This window comes from Agrobacterium sp. Ap1 (genome assembly GCF_017313375.1).
GTDB classification, from domain to species: Bacteria; Pseudomonadota; Alphaproteobacteria; order Rhizobiales; family Rhizobiaceae; genus Neorhizobium; species Neorhizobium cellulosilyticum.
Genome location: NZ_JAFLMY010000028.1, coordinates 1 through 16,967, shown reverse-complemented (window position 1 = coordinate 16,967; position 16,967 = coordinate 1). Strand labels below are relative to the sequence as shown.

Genomic DNA, 16,967 nt, shown 5'->3' with positions numbered 1-16,967 from the left:
AGTTAAGATGATGAAGAGAACAGATCGGGCTGGAAATGATCTCGGTGCGCCCGCCACCATTGGCGCTCCGGAACAAAAGATCCTGCGTGCCGGCTTCATCCCGCTCGTCGATGCATCCGTCCTGATTGCGGCCGCAGAGTTCGGCTTTGCAAGAAAAGAAGGGCTGGCACTCGAGATGGTGAAAGATGTCTCCTGGGCCAACATCCGAGATCGGCTTGCCTTTCGTCAATTCGATATCGCCCATATGCTTTCACCCATGCCGGTTGCCTCCATGCTTGGCCTCGGCTCAAATCCCTCCCCAACCATTACCCCGTTTTCGCTCGGTCGTGGCGGCAACGCAATCACACTGTCGCTCCGCCTATTCGAACGGATGCTGGAGGTCGGCCACCTTGCCGAAACGGCGAGCGCGCTGGAAAACGCTCGCGCATTGGCTAGTCTGCTGAAGGTAATGCGCGAACAGGGTGAAGCCGTGCCGCGCCTCGGGGTCACCTACCCGTTCTCGTCGCATAATTACGAGTTCCGCTACTGGCTTGCCGCAGGCGGCATTGATCCCGATCGGGATGTGAAGCTCGTCGTCGTGCCGCCTTCGATGACATCCGATGCCCTCGCAGCCGGCGCCATTGACGGTTTCTGCGTCGGAGCGCCTTGGAACATGGTTGCATCAGAGCGCGGCGTTGGACGAATCGTTGCCGCCAAACAAGACATCTGGCCTTCCGCGCCTGAAAAGGTGGTTGCCATGCGGCCGGAATGGGCCGTCAGCCATTCGGACACCGTCTCGCGTCTGATCGTTGCGCTCGACGCGGCAGCGCGCTGGTGCGACACGCCGGAAAACCACGACGGACTTTCCGAGGCACTAGCTGATTCCCGTTACATCGCCGCACCCATCGGCATCATCCGTCAGGTCCTTGCCGGCGAGTTCAGTCTGGACGCGAAGGGTAACGGGCGCCTGATCCCTGACTATTTCACCTTCAACCGGCGTTTTGCCAACTATCCCAAACCGGGGCATGCGCTCTGGATTTACAGTCAGATGATCCGTTGGGGTCAGACGACCTATAACGAGGAAGGGTTGCTTGCCGCCGCAAGCGCATACCGACCAGACCTGTATAAGGCCGCGCTCGGTTCCGCACCCACGGGCCAGGATATAACGGTCGAAGGCAATCTGGAAGGCGACCGGTTCATGGACGGGCACGTATTCGATCCTGCTGCCATACCCGACTATATCGCGACGCTCGGAACGGGTGCCGCCTCTTAGGGCTGAAGACACCTCATATAAATGCGATAATGCGTGTCATGTACTGCTTATCCTTTGCGCGCATATTTGGCAGCATCAGCACAAAATATTCGCAGAGCATCTGTGGCCCCACGGTTCGGCGCAAATCGAGCCCGAAGAATATCCAAGTAATTTCATCGCGGTAGTCTGACGCCGTCAATCTGGCACACTACTTGCTTTTATGGATTTGCTCCGGTCAACGGTGATCTGGGCTCATGAACGCGCGAAAGCGTTCTCAAACGACATCGACGTCGCAAGGTTTTTGCTGCCCGGGATTTCCAATCCTTGAGGCGCGATCTCCGAGCGGCGTTTTTTTATGCCCTTTTTCCAAAAAACCAGCAGAGGGAACCTGCCTATGACCCGATTTGTGAAGACCGGCATCACCCGCCGCACCATTTTGAAGACCACAACCACCGCCGCTCTCGTCAGCGCAGTTAAGGCAGCCTTCCCGTCCGGCGCCTTTGCCGCAGCGCCGGGGCCGGAGGTTAAGGGCATCAAGCTCGGCTACATAGCGCTCACGGACGCCGCAGCGCTGATCGTGGCGAAGGAAAAGGGCCTTTTCGACAAACACGGGCTGCCGGACGCCGAGGTTACTAAACAGGCCTCTTGGGGAGCGACCCGCGACAATCTCGTGCTCGGCGGCGCAGCCAACGGCATTGACGGCGCGCATATCCTCTCGCCGCTCCCGTATCTCATGCATACCGGCAAGGTGACCCAGAACAACAAGCCAGTGCCGATGGCGATCCTCGCCCGCCTCAATCTCGACAGCCAGGGCATTTCGGTTGCCGCGGACTATGCGGGAACCGGCGTCGAACTCGATGCCTCAAAGCTCAAAGAAGCATTCGCCAAGAAGAAGGCGGCCGGTAATGAGGTGAAGGTGGCAATGACCTTCCCAGGCGGCACACACGATCTCTGGGTCCGTTACTGGCTTGCAGCCGGCGGCATCGACCCGAACAAGGACGTATCCACGATCGTCGTTCCGCCGCCGCAGATGGTCGCCAACATGAAGGTTGGCAACATGGACGCGTTCTGTGTGGGAGAGCCATGGAACGAACAGTTGGTCAATCAGGGTATCGGCTTTACGGCCTGTACCACCGGCGAACTCTGGAAGCATCATCCGGAAAAGGCGCTCGGCCTGCGCGCCGATTGGGTCGAGACGAATCCGAATGCGGCGAGGGCCCTGCTTATGGCCGTCATGGAGGCCCAACAATGGGCAGACAAGATGGAAAATAAGGAAGAGATGGCAGACATTCTGGGCCGCCGCCAATGGTTTAACGTGCCACCGAAGGATGTGGTAGGCCGCCTGAAGGGCGACATCAACTACGGCAACGGCCGGAATATCAAGGGTACCGACCTCTACATGAAGTTCTGGCGCGATCAGGCGTCCTTCCCCTTCAAGAGCCATGATGCCTGGTTTGTCACGGAAAACATCCGCTGGGGCACGTTTGCGCCCGGCACCGACGTCAAGAAGCTGGTCGATCAGGTCAATCGCGAAGACCTGTGGCGCGATGCAGCCAAGGAACTGGGCGTTGCCGCAAGCGACATTCCAGCCTCCGCCTCGCGTGGCAAAGAGACGTTCTTCGACGGCAAGATCTTCGATCCCGACAACCCGACGGCCTATCTCGACAGCCTGACGATCAAGACCGTCTCCTGAACGACCGGCAGACCGCTCCGGCGCGCAGAGACGCGTGCCGCCCCCTTCTCCCTCAAGCCTTTCCATGGAGCACGTAATGTCAGCCCTGGCAAAACAGGAAACGCCAACCGCAAGCATCGAGCCGACCGCTGGCCCGATCGATGGCGCCAAGCCGCAGGCAAATGTCGTCCACTTCACCGGCAGAACTATGCCTAAGTTCGATGCGGCCAAACTTGGTGGCGCCTTGCTTCGCAATGTCGTCCCCCCGCTGGTCGTGATCCTACTCATTCTTCTGGCATGGGAAGCGCTCTGTTCGTCACCCAATGCCTCCCTGCCCTCGCCGAGCCGGGTATGGGCCGAAAGCTATGACCTGATCGCCTATCCGTTCTTCAACTACGGCTCGCAGGATATCGGCCTCGGCTGGCGGGTTCTCGTCTCGCTCCAGCGTGTCGCTTACGGGTTCGGCATGGCAGCAGTGGTCGGCATTGTCGTCGGCGCCGTCATCGGCCAGTCGGTTTGGGCTATGCGCGGCCTCGACCCTATCTTCCAAGTCCTGCGCACAGTGCCGCCGCTCGCATGGCTACCGCTTTCGCTTGCCGCCTTCCAGAACGCCAATCCCTCGGCCATTTTCGTGATCTTCATCACCTCCATATGGCCGATCATCATCAACACGGCTGTCGGCGTGCGCAATATTCCTCAGGATTATCGAAACGTCGCCAAGGTACTGCGCCTCAACCAGCTGGAATTCTTCTTCAAGATCATGCTGCCATCGGCCGCCCCTTATATCTTCACCGGGCTTCGCATCGGTGTCGGCCTGTCCTGGCTTGCAATCGTGGCGGCCGAAATGCTGACCGGCGGTGTCGGAATCGGCTTCTTCATCTGGGATGCGTGGAACTCATCGCGCCTGCCCGACATCATCGTCGCCCTCGCCTATATCGGCGTCGTCGGCTTCATCCTCGACAAGCTGGTCGCCGCGATCGGCAAGCTCGTCACCCGCGGCACCTCGGCCAATTGAGGGGATTTTCATGAACGCTTATCTCAAGCTCGACCACATCGACAAGTATTTCGATCGCGGTGCCTCGCGCGCAGAAGTGCTGAAAGACATCAACCTCACCATCGACAAGGGCGAATTCGTCTCGATAATCGGTCACTCGGGCTGCGGGAAATCCACCCTGCTCAACCTGATCGCCGGTCTGACACCGGTTTCGAATGGCGCCGTGCTCCTGGAGAACAGAGAGGTCAACGCGCCCGGACCGGAACGTGCCGTGGTGTTCCAGAACCATTCCCTGCTGCCATGGCTGACCGTCTACGAGAATGTCAATCTAGCTGTCTCCAAGGTCTTCAGAGCCACCAAGACCAAGAGCGAAAAGCACGACTGGGTCATGGCCAATCTCGACCTCGTGCAGATGGCGCATGCCAAGGACAAGCGCCCGTCAGAGATTTCGGGCGGCATGAAACAGCGCGTCGGCATTGCCCGTGCGCTTGCCATGGAGCCGAAGATCCTGTTGCTCGATGAACCTTTCGGCGCGCTGGACGCCCTCACCCGCGCCCATCTTCAGGATGCGGTCATGGAAATCCACGCCCGCCTCGGCAACACGATGGTGATGATAACCCATGACGTCGACGAGGCAGTGCTCCTGTCGGATCGCATTGTGATGATGACCAACGGGCCGGCCGCCCACATCGGTGAGGTGCTCGATGTCGCCATACCGAGGCCGCGCAACCGCATCGAGCTTGCGGGTGACCGCACCTACCTCAAGTGCCGCGAGGCCGTGCTGAAATTCCTCTACGAACGTCACCGCTTCGTTGAAGCTGCGGAGTAAACCCATGTCCGAAACCGCAATTGAGAAACTCGTCGTCATCGGCAACGGCATGGCGCCTGGCCGCATGCTGGAACATCTCTTCGAACACGCCCCCGGCCGCTATTCGGTAACGATCTTCAACGCCGAACCGCGCGTCAATTACGACCGCATCATGCTCTCGCCTGTCCTATCAGGCGAAAAGACCTACGAGCAGATCGTCATTCATGGCGACGGCTGGTACATCGACCATGGCATTACGCTCTACAAGGGCCATAAGATCGTCGCCATCGATCGCGATGCCAAGACCGTGACCTCCGATCACGGTGTGACGGAGAGCTACGACAAGCTGGTGATTGCCACCGGCTCGGTGCCCTTCATTATTCCCGTTCCTGGCAAGGATCTGCCGGGCGTCGTCTCGTATCGCGATCTCGACGATGTCGATGCCATGCTGCTTGCCGCACAGTCGCGCGCCAAGGCCGTCGTCATCGGTGGCGGGCTTCTCGGCCTCGAAGCGGCAGCTGGCCTCGCGCTGCGCGGCATGGACGTTACCGTGCTGCATGTCATGCCGACGCTGATGGAGCGCCAGCTCGATCCCGCTGCCGGCTACCTGCTGCAGAAGGCCGTCGAGGAGCGCGGCATCAAGGTGATCTGCAAGGCCAATACCAAGGCGATCATCGGCGACGGAAAGGTCGAGGGCGTGGAGCTGGATAACGGCACCGTCATTGCGGCCAATCTGGTCGTCATGGCGGTCGGCATCCGTCCGAACATCAATCTCGCCAGGGATGCCGGCCTTGCCGTCAATCGCGGCATCGTCGTCGATACCGGCATGCGGACATCCGATGGCGACATCTATTCGCTCGGCGAATGTGCCGAGGTCGGCGGCATGGTCTATGGCCTCGTCGCGCCGCTATACGAGATGGCGCGCGTTGCAGCCTCCCACCTTGCCGACGACCCGACGCCTGCCTTCGTTCACACTGACACGCCGACCAAGCTCAAGGTGACCGGTATCGACCTCTATTCGCTCGGCGATTTCGCCGATGGCGACGATCGCCAGGAGATCGTCCTTCGCGATGCGACGGCCGGCATCTACAAGCGCCTCGTCCTTAAGGACAACCGGATCATTGGCACCGTCCTTTACGGCGAAACCGCCGATGGTGCCTGGTTCAACGACCTGAAAAAGAAGGCCGTCGACATTTCCGAGATGCGCGACACCCTGATCTTTGGCCAGGCCTATCAGGGAGGAGCCCCGCTGGACCCTATGGCGGCCGTTGCAGCCTTGCCGGATGATGCAGAAATCTGCGGCTGCAACGGCGTATGCAAGGGCAAGATCACATCGACGATCACGGCCAAGGGGCTGACGACGCTGGACGAGGTGCGCGCCCATACCAAGGCGTCGGCTTCCTGCGGCACCTGCACTGGCCTTGTCGAGCAACTGATGACGCTGACGCTCGGCGACGCCTACAATCCGAAAGCGGTCCAGCCCATCTGTGCCTGCACCGATCTCGGCCATGACGATGTGCGCCGTCTCATCAAGGCCAAGGGGCTGAAATCCATTCCCGCCGTGATGCAGGAACTGGAGTGGAATACCTCCTGCGGCTGCGCCAAGTGCCGGCCGGCGCTCAACTACTACCTCGTCTGCGACTGGCCGGATGAATATGCCGACGATTATCAGTCGCGTTTCATCAACGAGCGCATCCACGCCAACATCCAGAAGGATGGCACCTATTCCGTCGTGCCGCGCATGTGGGGCGGCGTCACCAATTCGCAGGAATTGCGGGCGATTGCCGACGTTGTCGACAAGTTCGAGATACCGATGGTCAAGGTGACTGGCGGCCAGCGCATCGATCTTCTCGGCATAGAGAAACATGACCTGCCGGCCGTCTGGGCCGATCTGGGCAAAGCCGGCTTCATCTCTGGCCAGGCCTATGCCAAGGGCCTTCGTACCGTCAAAACCTGCGTCGGCTCCGACTGGTGCCGGTTCGGCACGCAGGATTCGACCGGGCTTGGCATCCGCATCGAGAAATTCATGTGGGGCTCCTGGACGCCGGCCAAGCTGAAGATGGCGGTTTCCGGCTGTCCGCGAAATTGCGCCGAGGCAACCTGCAAGGATATAGGGGTCATCTGCGTCGACAGCGGCTTCGAGATCCATTTCGCCGGTGCTGCGGGTCTCGACATCAAGGGCACGGAAGTTCTGGGCCTCGTGAAGAGCGAGGACGAGGCGCTCGAACATATCGTGGCCCTGACCCAGATGTACCGAGAGCAGGCGCGCTATCTAGAACGGATCTACAAATGGGCCAAGCGCATCGGCCTTGAGGAGATCCGCCGTCAGATCATCGAGGATCACGACAGACGGCGCGGCTACTACGACCGTTTCGTCTTTTCCCAGACATTCGCCCAGGTCGACCCGTGGTCGGAGCGCGTATCCGGCAAGGACAAGCACGAGTTCCGGCCGATGGCATCGATCGGCTTCGGCCAGGCTGCGGAGTGAGAACAATGGACATGAACTGGCATCCGATCGGCGACATCACCGAAATCCCGTTGCTTGGCGCGCGCTGCGTTAAAACTCCGTCCATGACCATTGCCGTGTTTCGCACCGACGAACACGAGGTCCATGCGATCGAAAACCGCTGCCCTCACAAGGGAGGCCCGCTCTCCGAAGGCATCGTGCATGGCACGTCCGTCACCTGCCCGCTGCACAACTGGGTCATCTCGCTCGAGAGCGGCAAGGCGCTTGGTGCCGATGACGGCGAGGTGCGGACAATCCCTGTCCGCAATGAGAACGGCCGGCTCTTCATCGCGCTTGAGGGCGCGATGATGGTCGCGGCGGAGTAGACCGCCATGGCACCCATCGTGTCGACGACACTGTCGCCCACAGGACCGAAGGAAACGAAAACCACCTGTCCCTATTGCGGTGTCGGTTGCGGCGTGATCGCCACCGTATCCGACAATGGCGTGGTGACCATCAAGGGAGACCCGGAACATCCGGCCAATCTTGGCCGGCTCTGTTCCAAAGGGTCGGCGCTGGCCGAGACGATCGATCTCGACGGGCGGGTGCTTTTTCCGCAGATCGCCGGGCAAAAAACCGGATGGGACGAGGCACTCGATCTCGTTGCGCAGACATTCTCGGCGGTGATTGCAGAGCATGGACCGGATGCGGTGGCTTTCTACGTATCCGGCCAATTGCTGACCGAGGATTACTATGTCGCCAACAAGCTGATGAAGGGTTTTATCGGCTCCGCCAATATCGACACGAATTCCCGGCTCTGCATGTCGTCATCGGTGGCCGGCCACCGCCGCGCCTTCGGCTCTGACACGGTGCCGGGCAGCTATGAAGATATCGAGCTTGCCGATCTTGTCGTTCTGACGGGGTCCAATCTCGCATGGTGCCACCCGGTCATCTATCAGCGCCTAGCAGCCGCCAAGGCGGCCCGACCGCAGATGAAGGTGGTGGTCATCGATCCGCGCCGTACCATGACATGCGACATCGCCGACCTTCATGTGGCGATCCGCCCAGATGGTGATGTCGCGCTGTTCATGGGGCTTCTGGCCCATCTTGCCGCAAGCAATTCGATCGACCATGCCTATGTGTCGGTTCATACTGCGGGTTACGAGGAAGCCTTGCAGGCTGCTGCGCAGCTTCCCCTCCCCGACATCGCGGCGCGCACGGGCCTCAGTGAGTCGGAGTTGGTTGCTTTCTACCGCCTCTTCGAGACGACGCGGAAGGTCGTCACTTGCTATAGCCAAGGGGTCAACCAGTCGTCCTCGGGCACAGACAAGGTGAATGCCATCCTCAACTGCCATCTGGCGACCGGCCGCATCGGCCGGCCGGGGATGGGACCGTTTTCGTTGACAGGCCAGCCCAATGCCATGGGTGGACGTGAGGTCGGCGGGCTTTCCAACATGCTGGCAGCGCATATGGCGATCGAAAGCGCCGAGGATCGCGACAGGGTGCAGCGCTTCTGGCAATCCCCCATGATCGCAGCAAGGCCCGGCCTCAAGGCCGTCGACATGTTCCGCGCCGTGGCGGACGGCAGGATCAAGGCGCTATGGATCATGGCAACGAACCCCGTCGTCTCCATGCCCGATGCCGATGCGGTGGAGGCCGCGATCAGGGCCTGCCCGTTCGTCGTCGTCTCCGATGTGCTGCGGGACACGGATACGACGCGTCATGCGCATGTGCTTCTGCCATCGCTGGGGTGGGGAGAAAAGGCGGGCACCGTTACCAATTCGGAACGCCGCATCTCGCGCCAGCGCGATTTCCTCGACCATCCCGGCGATGCAAAGGCAGACTGGTGGCAAATGGCGGAGGTGGCCCGGCGGATGGGCTTTTCCGGCTTCGACTATCGTCACCCATCCGAGATCTTTGCCGAGCATGCGGCCTTGTCAGCCTTTGAGAACGAGGGACGGCGAGACTTCGATATAGGTGCGTGCCAAAATATCGACGAGCGGACCTATCAGGCTCTTCTGCCCTTCCAGTGGCCCGCCAGTTTGACAGAGGATTACAGAGAGGACAGCAAAAGGTTTTTCGCCAAGGGCGACTTTTATCATCCGGATCGCAAGGCCCGTTTTGTGGCGATAAAAGCTCCTGCCGTCACGGATCACACCTGCTCGGCCTACCCCCTGACACTCAATACCGGCCGCGTTCGCGACCACTGGCATACGATGACCCGCACGGGCAAGAGCGACAGGCTGTCGGCCCACATCGCCGAACCCTTTGCGGAAATTCACCCGAGCGACGCAGCCGCACTCGGCATTCAGGACGCCGCGCTGGTCGAGCTTGCCAGCTCCCACGGCAAGGTCATTCTGCGCGCACTGATTACGCCGCGGCAGGCACGCGGCAATATCTTCGTGCCGATGCACTGGAATGACCAGTTTGCCTCGCGAGCCCGGATCGATGCCCTTGTGCCGCCCGTGACAGACCCTGTCTCGGGCCAGCCCGCCTCAAAAAACGTGCCTGTCGCAGCCAGTGGCCTCGACGGAGCGTTTTACGGTTTCGCTGTGACCAGCGCCATGCCCGACTTCCGAGGCGCGTTGTATTGGGCACGCGCCAGGGCACCGGGCGGCTGGCGCAGCGAAATCGCGTTCTCGGAACCAGTCGAGGATTTGGCAGAATGGTGCCGCATCGCCTTCGACATCCCGGTCGGTATCGAACCTCTGGGTTATATCGACAGGCAGGACGAGGACGTCCGCCTCGCCTTTTTTGACGGCGAGAGGCTGCTTGCAGCCTTCTTCCTTTCCCGCGGGCCGGTGGGCGTTGCCCGAGATTGGGCCGTCGCTCAGCTGACGGCATCGCATGCGGACGTGCGGCGAAGATTCGCGGTGATCGCCGGTCGGCCCGGAGCAGACCAGCCAGATCCGGGCGCCACCGTCTGCACCTGCCTTTCGGTCGGGATCAACCACATCATTGCTGCCATTCGCGGCGGTGCCTCAAGCGTTGAGGCAGTGAGCCACATGACCAATGCCGGGACAAATTGCGGTTCATGCCGCGCCGAAATCAGGGGGATCATCGATGGTTGTCTTGCAACAGCAGCGGAATGAGAAAGAGACGGAACGCGGCGCCCGTATGACGCTGCTTGCCAAGTTGCCGGTCTTCTGGGCCCTGGAGGGCAAACGGGTGATTGTCGCAGGAGGAAGCGAGGCCGCGGCATGGAAGGCCGAGCTTCTCGCCGCCTGCGGCGCAGACGTGCATGTCTATGCTGAACGGCTCTCGGACACATTCGAGACCCTGATTGCCAGAGGCTCCCACCATCCGCTGGGCAGCTTCGCGCACCATGACCATGCCTGGCATGCAGCCGCCTTCGAGGACGCAGCACTTGCGATTGGCGATTGTGACGAAGATTACGAAGCCCGCGCATTCTTCGAGGCAGCACGGCAGGCCGGCGTGCCGGTCAACGTGATCGACAAGCCGGCATTTTGCCAATTCCAGTTCGGTTCGATCGTCAACCGCTCGCCAGTCGTCGTATCGATATCGACAGATGGTGCGGCGCCCATTCTCGCGCAGGCCATTCGCCGGCGGATAGAAACGCTCCTTCCCGCGTCACTCAAAGCTTGGGCCGAGATGGCACAGAGGCTGAGGGATCGGGTGAACGAGAGGCTTCAACCCGGTGCACAACGTCGCCTCTTCTGGGAGCGTTTCGTCGACCGTGCCTTCAGGAACGAGCCCTCGCCGCAAGCCGAAAGTCAGTTTATCCGCGATGCCGACCGGCTGGCAGGCGATCTGCCGCCCGGCAAAGGCCATGTCACCCTCGTCGGCGCCGGTCCGGGCGATGCGGCGCTTCTGACGTTGAAAGCTGTCCGAGCGCTGCAGGCGGCGGATGTCATACTCTTCGACGACCTGGTTTCCGACGAAGTGCTCGAACTGTCACGCCGCGAGGCAAAGCGCATGCTTGTCGGCAAGCGCGGCGGTCGGGAAAGCTGCCGTCAGGAAGACATCAACGATATGATGCTGGCACTTGCGAATGCCGGCAAACGGGTGGTGCGCCTCAAATCCGGAGATCCAATGATCTTTGGGCGGGCCGGCGAGGAGATCGCCTGCCTGCAGCAGGCCGGCATTTCCGTCGATGTCGTGCCGGGCATCACGGCTGCCAGCGCCATGGCCTCGCAACTCGGCATATCGCTGACTCATCGCGACTGCGCGCAATCCGTTCGTTTTGTCACCGGACATTCCCGCAAGGGTGCATTGCCTGACAACTTGGACTGGACGAGCCTCACGGATCCGCACACCACGACGATCTACTATATGGCGGGCCGCACGGCCAGCGAACTCTCGGGCAGGCTGATCGCTGCGGGGCTTTCCCAGGATACACCCGCAACTATCATGCAATCCATCACACGGCGGAACGAGAAGCGATGGTCTGGCAGCTTGAGTTCACTCCCGGCAGCAATGGAACATTTCGGATACGAGCAGCCTGTGCTTGTCGGGATCGGCACCGTATTTCAGGATCCCTTGCACGTTAGGGGTCGCCATGGAAGTTTGATAACAGCGCGCGCGTGAGCCTACCGCAGACATGTATCGATAGCACCCAGCCCGTTAGAACAAAAAGGCACGGTGACCGGAATGGCATACTTGGATGAATCACCCCATAGTTTAAGCACGTCGTGACCATCAACTGGATCAATCAGGAAGGGATTCGGCAATGCCTATTGAACAGATTTCAAGGGGCCGCGCGATAATCTTTAGCGCAGTGCTCGCAGTGCATTCAGGATGACCACAAGGTCGATGCCTTCCTGTATTACCGCGCCCTCAACAGGAGAAAGATATCCGAACGCCGCCGCGATCATGGCCGAAACGGAGAGGCCAAGCCCTACAATTGCGCTCTCCATTGCGATTTTTTTGCTACCGTGAGCAATTGTCATTGCCGCTGCAAGTGCCTTGAGTTCGTCGACCATGAGGACGATGCTTGCCACCTGAGAGGAAGACGCGCTGCCTCTGGCTCCCATGGCCACACCGACATCTGCGGCAGCGAGTGCCGGGGCATCATTGACGCCATCGCCTACCATCATGACCGGGCCGCGATGCCGCTCGTCCTGAATGATCCGCACCTTGGCTTCGGGCGACAGATCACCGAGTGCGAGGTCAACTCCCACCGCCCTGCCCATGCTTTCCGCAATTGCAGCTCGGTCGCCGGATGCCAATATGATCCTGTCTATCCCTGAATCTCGCAAATTCTCTATGACAGTGGTTGCATCTGGCCGCATCTGATCCGCGAATGTAAGGATGCCGGCAAATCGGCCGTCCAGGCCAACGCCCACGGTCATAGCATTTGGAAGACCGTCGGATGCGCCGATCTCGGTCACACTGTCACGCTCCGAGGCGGTACAGCGTTCACGGACAAACGCGATGCCACCAACGATAACTTTCCGGCCGGCGACCACACCCTCCAGCCCAGAGCCGGGTGTCTCGTCGATATTCGTTGGAGGAATGAGCGTCAGGCTCCGTTCGGCCGCTTCGCGGATCAGCGCTGTCGCGGTCACATGGGCCGAAGCCTGATCTAGGCTCGCCGCATATGTGAGCAGATCCTGGTCTGTGTAGGGTGCCAGCACCCTTGTCTCCACGAGTTTCGCCTGTCCAGACGTTATGGTGCCGGTCTTGTCCAGCACTGCCGTGCGAATGTTTGCTAACGTCTCCAGCGCTTCGCTTCCTTTAATCAGCACACCGATGCGCGAAGCGCGCGACATGCCTGCGATCAATGCGATCGGGACTGCGAGGATAAGGGGACACGGTGTCGCAACCACAAGCACGGCAACGACCCGCATGGTATCCTCGCTATACCCCCACGTCGCCAGGGCCATTGCGAGCGTAAGCAATAGGAAGCCGGCCGCATATCTATCGGCCATGCGCGACAGAGGAGCCTTGCTGTCCTGTGCCGCCTTTACCAGGCGCAGAATATTGGCATAAGCACTCTCGGATGCCGGCCGGCTTACGCTCAGATCGAAGACTGGCCCGACACAACTCGAACCACTAAACACTTCCTCACCCCTGCTAAAAGTCCTGGGCAAGGATTCGCCCGTAAGGGTGGACAGATCAAGAGTGGCGTATTCACTTGCGACACGGCCGTCGACCGGTAGCACCTCACCCTCTCGGATCAGCAGTCTGTCCGCCGGCCGGACTGTACCGAGCGCCACCTCTTCCAGTGCATTACCACGATATCGCATGGCGGTCCGCGTTACCCGTCCCAACAACGCGCTCATTTCGCGTCCGGCCCTTTGGCGAGCAAGGTCTTCCAACCACTGCCCGCCAGCATACATTAGGGCAACAACGTTTGCCGCCAGATGCTCGCCAAAGACAAGAGCAGCGGACATGGAGATCAGAGCAACGATATCAAGGCCGAAATCGCCGCCGCGCAGCGCCTGAACCACTTGAATCGCAAGCACGGCGATGACCACGCAGCTCGCCGACGACCATGCGATTTGCGCAACATAATAAAGCTGATAGTGCTGAGCCAGCAGCCCGGTGATCAGGCCCACAGCCGCCACCGTCACCAGGATAGCGACGCGGTATCTTTCTAGTTTGACATTGGACAGTGCACTCATTTGATCCGACCTCCGTCGCGCAAAAACAGCCGTGGCCAACGCTTACCGTTCGTCCTGCAAGACTCGCCGGAATTTGCGCAAAAGGATGGCTCTGGAGCGATCGTCGGCCGCGGCGCGAACCGTCTCGTTGATGTCCTGCAAGAGCACCTGATAGTCATTATTCCAGTCTCTGTGCCCGATGGTCAGGGGATCGATTCTCGGCGATGGCATGGACACGGAGATATCGGTTGGGCCACCATCGTTAAGGGTGAATGCGCTATCGATGAACGGCACGAATACCGGGGTCGCGGGTGTGCAGTCGGCAGCGCGGTGACTCATCGCGGTCAAGGCGGCTTCCTCCCCATGCACGAGGAAGATCCCGTGCGAGATTGGCAAGCGGCTTCGCAACCAGCGCTCCAGTTCGGGACCGTCGGCATGACCACTATAGGCATCGATCTGGCGGATTTGCGCTCTGACCGTGATCTCCTCGCCCTGGATCTTTACGGGCGTCGTTCCACCGGCGAGTAGTCTTCCAAGTGTGCCGGCCGCCTGATAGCCGACAAACAGCACGGTTGCCTCTTCTCTCCATAGCCAGTTCTTCAAGCGATGCCGGATACGGCCAGCTTCGCACATACCGCTTGCGGCGATCACGATGTGAAAACCGCGGACCCGATCGAGAGCCTTTGACTGTTCGACGCTTTCGGTAAAGTGGACGTTCTTGGCATGCATGGCGCGATCAAGGGCGACACCCAGATTGAAGTCATGCCTATGCTTTTGGAAAATCTCGCTCGCCCGTGTCGCAAGTGGAGAATCGATGTAAATCGGGACAGTCTTGATCTCCGATTGCTGCATCAACAGGATCAGGTCAGTCATCAACTCCTGAGTCCGCTCCACCGCGAAGGAAGGAATGATCAGTGCGCCATTCTCATGGCGCGAGGCGGCGCGAACCTCCCGACCGAGGAGCTGACGCCGACCTTCAATCGTGGCATCAACGCGATCCTTGTCCGCATAGGTGCTTTCGCAGACCACATAGTCCCAATGTTTTGGCGCGACTGGCCCAGCCTGAAAAAGCTTGTTGTCCGGTCCGATGTCTCCGGAAAACAGGATGCGGATAGGATTATCCGGGCCGACTTCCATTTCGATTGAAGCCGATCCGAGCAGATGACCGGCATTCCAGAAGCGAAACCGAACGCCCGGTACAACTGACTGCCAGCGCTCACATTCGACCGCGTGAAAGCGGTGTAACATCTGATAGGCGTCATCGGCAGTGTAGATCGGTTCGACCTCCTCCTCGCCTCGCTGACGATAGCGCCTGTTCCTCTGATCGACTTCGACTTCCTGGATGTGGCCAGCATCGGGAAGCATGACACTACAGAGATCTACCGTGGCTGGCGTGGCATAGATAGGGCCGGCAAAGCCGCGTTTTGTAAGTTTTGGCAGCAAGCCTGAATGATCGATGTGAGCATGAGTGAGAATGACCGCATCAACTGAAGCAACATCGAAGGGAAATTCCCGATAATTAAGTTGCTTTTCCGTTTTGGAACCCTGGAAAAGCCCGCAATCGATCAGCACAAATGTATCTGAGGTCTCGATCGCAAAACACGACCCCGTAACGCCTCTCGCTGCGCCGAAAAAGCGAAGAACCGGATCGCGCAGATCCTTTCGTCCAGCTTTTGCTGATGTCATATACAAAGCTCCCTCACCATAAGGCGATACGCATTTAGCGCGCCATCAAAACCGGGATCGCAGGATGCTGAAGCATCGTTTCGGTCGTACCGCCCAGAATACGCTCGCCAAGCCGCGAATGACCGTAGGCACCCATGACGATGAGATCAGCATCAAGGCTTTCGGCATGCCGCTGCAGGACAATGGCCGGATCGTCACTTCCGTGAAGGTGATCAATCACCACCTCAACTCCATGACGCAACAGAAAGCCCGCAAGATCGGCACCATTCGCCTCTCCTGAAGCCTCACTATCGACGTCGACGAGAGCAACGTGAACGCGATTGGCGTTCTGAAGGAGAGTTATAGATGACCGCACCGCAATCCAAGCTTCGCGCCGGCCGTTCCAGGCGACCACGATCTGTTTTGGTCGAAGAGTTGCGACCCTCCGCTTTGGAAGGATCAATAGGGGACATGAAGAGTGGAACAAAACGCCGTCGACCACCCGCCTGGCGAGATGGAGGTCATTTGCCATGGTTCCTCCGATCACGGTGATGTCCGCGGAATTGGCATGACGGGCGACATGGCTGGATACCTGCCCCGAAGAACAAAAGACGGGGGTCACCATGCCGCGTAACCCGCCAGCCGTGAGCACAGATGTCAGTTCATTCGCCTGCGTTTCGAGGCGTCGATGCTCCTCCCAGATCAAGGCAAACGGGCTATCGCCTCCGTATCCGGGGCCTCCGATCAGAGGATACGGGACACAGGATACGAGAATAGCCTGAAGTTCCCCTCCGGCGTCACACGTCATCCTTACTGCCGCGGCCAGATCTTTGTCGCCGTGATCCACGCCAACAACGCTCAATATGCATGTGTTCGACATCTCAAGCCCTCCCGTGCTTTCTTTTGTCCATGCCACGAACATTGTAGGACTAAATTAGAATTGCGAAATGACGCAGATCACGTTGTCGGAGCCCCATTTATGCATGGGTTCTGATCCGAATTTTGAATGCAGACATCCAGAGCACTTGACGCTGTTACCCGCTTCGTTTGCAGCAGCAGCGGCTAGTTGGGGCCTATTGGTTGCGCGTCAACCTCGAGTTTTTGACGGGCTGAGAGATGAGAGCATTGACGGCAATTTTTCTGACATCCTCGCTTTACTGCACCTCACCAGCAGAGCGCTCAAGATCGAGTGCTTTGTTTCAAACTGCTAAACCCGCTGATGTTCGAAAGATCGCCTGCATAGGTCTGATCCAGACCTGACCTTCCAACCATTGGGAAAGCTCTCGGAGTTGATGCACCTTGGGGTGACTAACAGGTGCTTCGTCCGACGGGTTGAGAACACAGGCCGCAGGGATTTTGGCTCGATTGGCTGAAGATGGTCGTCGTGCGGTGCGAGTTGTTTTGAGCCAAAGCGGCAAGCGCCGTTATTGCGGCGGAACCTTCAGTAAATCCAAATTAATGGATCGTGTCCCAGGGAGTGGTGTAGCTTAGACGGCCACGGCTCATCGCAGAGGGCCGGATGAGTGTCAGCTTGCTGCTGGCAGGCTGATGAGTGGATCATCGCTCATCGTAGCGATTGTCTCAA

The 16,967-nt window shown here is 59.5% G+C and carries 11 protein-coding genes and 1 pseudogene; 8 read left to right on the top strand and 4 right to left on the bottom strand.

What is annotated here, in order from left to right:
- Window positions 1-7 precede the first annotated feature (7 nt).
- The 8 genes from JZX87_RS27460 (at window position 8) to cysG (ending at window position 11,699) form a co-directional block, all read left to right on the top strand.
- Complete coding sequence (locus JZX87_RS27460; protein ID WP_206829021.1) at window positions 8-1,252, top strand: CmpA/NrtA family ABC transporter substrate-binding protein; 1,245 nt, start codon at window positions 8-10, stop codon at window positions 1,250-1,252.
- A 373-nt stretch (window positions 1,253-1,625) separates the two neighbouring features.
- Complete coding sequence (locus JZX87_RS27455; protein ID WP_206829020.1) at window positions 1,626-2,924, top strand: CmpA/NrtA family ABC transporter substrate-binding protein; 1,299 nt, start codon at window positions 1,626-1,628, stop codon at window positions 2,922-2,924.
- 76 nt (window positions 2,925-3,000) lie between these two features.
- Complete coding sequence (gene ntrB, locus JZX87_RS27450; protein WP_148144175.1) at window positions 3,001-3,918, top strand: nitrate ABC transporter permease; 918 nt, start codon at window positions 3,001-3,003, stop codon at window positions 3,916-3,918.
- A gap of 10 nt (window positions 3,919-3,928) precedes the next feature.
- Entirely contained in the window at window positions 3,929-4,726 is a 798-nt protein-coding gene (locus tag JZX87_RS27445; RefSeq protein WP_148144176.1) for an ABC transporter ATP-binding protein, read from the top strand.
- A 4-nt stretch (window positions 4,727-4,730) separates the two neighbouring features.
- The gene (gene nirB / locus JZX87_RS27440; protein ID WP_206829019.1) at window positions 4,731-7,193 is read left to right on the top strand and encodes a nitrite reductase large subunit NirB; all 2,463 of its coding nucleotides are present in this window, start codon (window positions 4,731-4,733) and stop codon (window positions 7,191-7,193) included.
- A gap of 5 nt (window positions 7,194-7,198) precedes the next feature.
- Window positions 7,199-7,537 (top strand): nitrite reductase small subunit NirD, encoded by a 339-nt coding sequence (gene nirD, locus JZX87_RS27435; protein WP_206829018.1) that lies wholly within the window; start codon window positions 7,199-7,201, stop codon window positions 7,535-7,537.
- Window positions 7,538-7,543: 6 nt separating this feature from the next.
- A complete protein-coding gene (locus JZX87_RS27430) occupies window positions 7,544-10,243 on the top strand; it encodes a nitrate reductase (RefSeq protein WP_206829017.1) in 2,700 nt (899 codons plus the stop codon).
- Window positions 10,215-11,699: a siroheme synthase CysG gene (gene cysG, locus JZX87_RS27425; protein WP_206829016.1), complete on the top strand. Its 1,485-nt coding sequence runs from the start codon at window positions 10,215-10,217 to the stop codon at window positions 11,697-11,699. The genes JZX87_RS27430 and cysG overlap by 29 nt, the downstream gene beginning before the upstream one ends.
- Before the next feature lie 182 nt (window positions 11,700-11,881).
- Here cysG and JZX87_RS27420 read toward each other — a convergent pair whose 3' ends face one another.
- The 4 genes and pseudogenes from JZX87_RS27420 to JZX87_RS31565 form a co-directional block, all read right to left on the bottom strand.
- Window positions 11,882-13,738, bottom strand: a complete 1,857-nt coding sequence (locus JZX87_RS27420) for a heavy metal translocating P-type ATPase (protein ID WP_206829015.1) — start codon at window positions 13,736-13,738, stop codon at window positions 11,882-11,884.
- Between the two features lie 42 nt (window positions 13,739-13,780).
- A complete protein-coding gene (locus JZX87_RS27415) occupies window positions 13,781-15,403 on the bottom strand; it encodes an MBL fold metallo-hydrolase (protein WP_206829014.1) in 1,623 nt (540 codons plus the stop codon).
- A gap of 34 nt (window positions 15,404-15,437) precedes the next feature.
- Window positions 15,438-15,914, bottom strand: a complete 477-nt coding sequence (locus JZX87_RS31905) for a universal stress protein (protein ID WP_353654272.1) — start codon at window positions 15,912-15,914, stop codon at window positions 15,438-15,440.
- A 709-nt stretch (window positions 15,915-16,623) separates the two neighbouring features.
- Window positions 16,624-16,707, bottom strand: a pseudogene (locus JZX87_RS31565) (arsenical resistance protein ArsH); the annotation flags it as partial.
- Window positions 16,708-16,967: the final 260 nt, after the last annotated feature.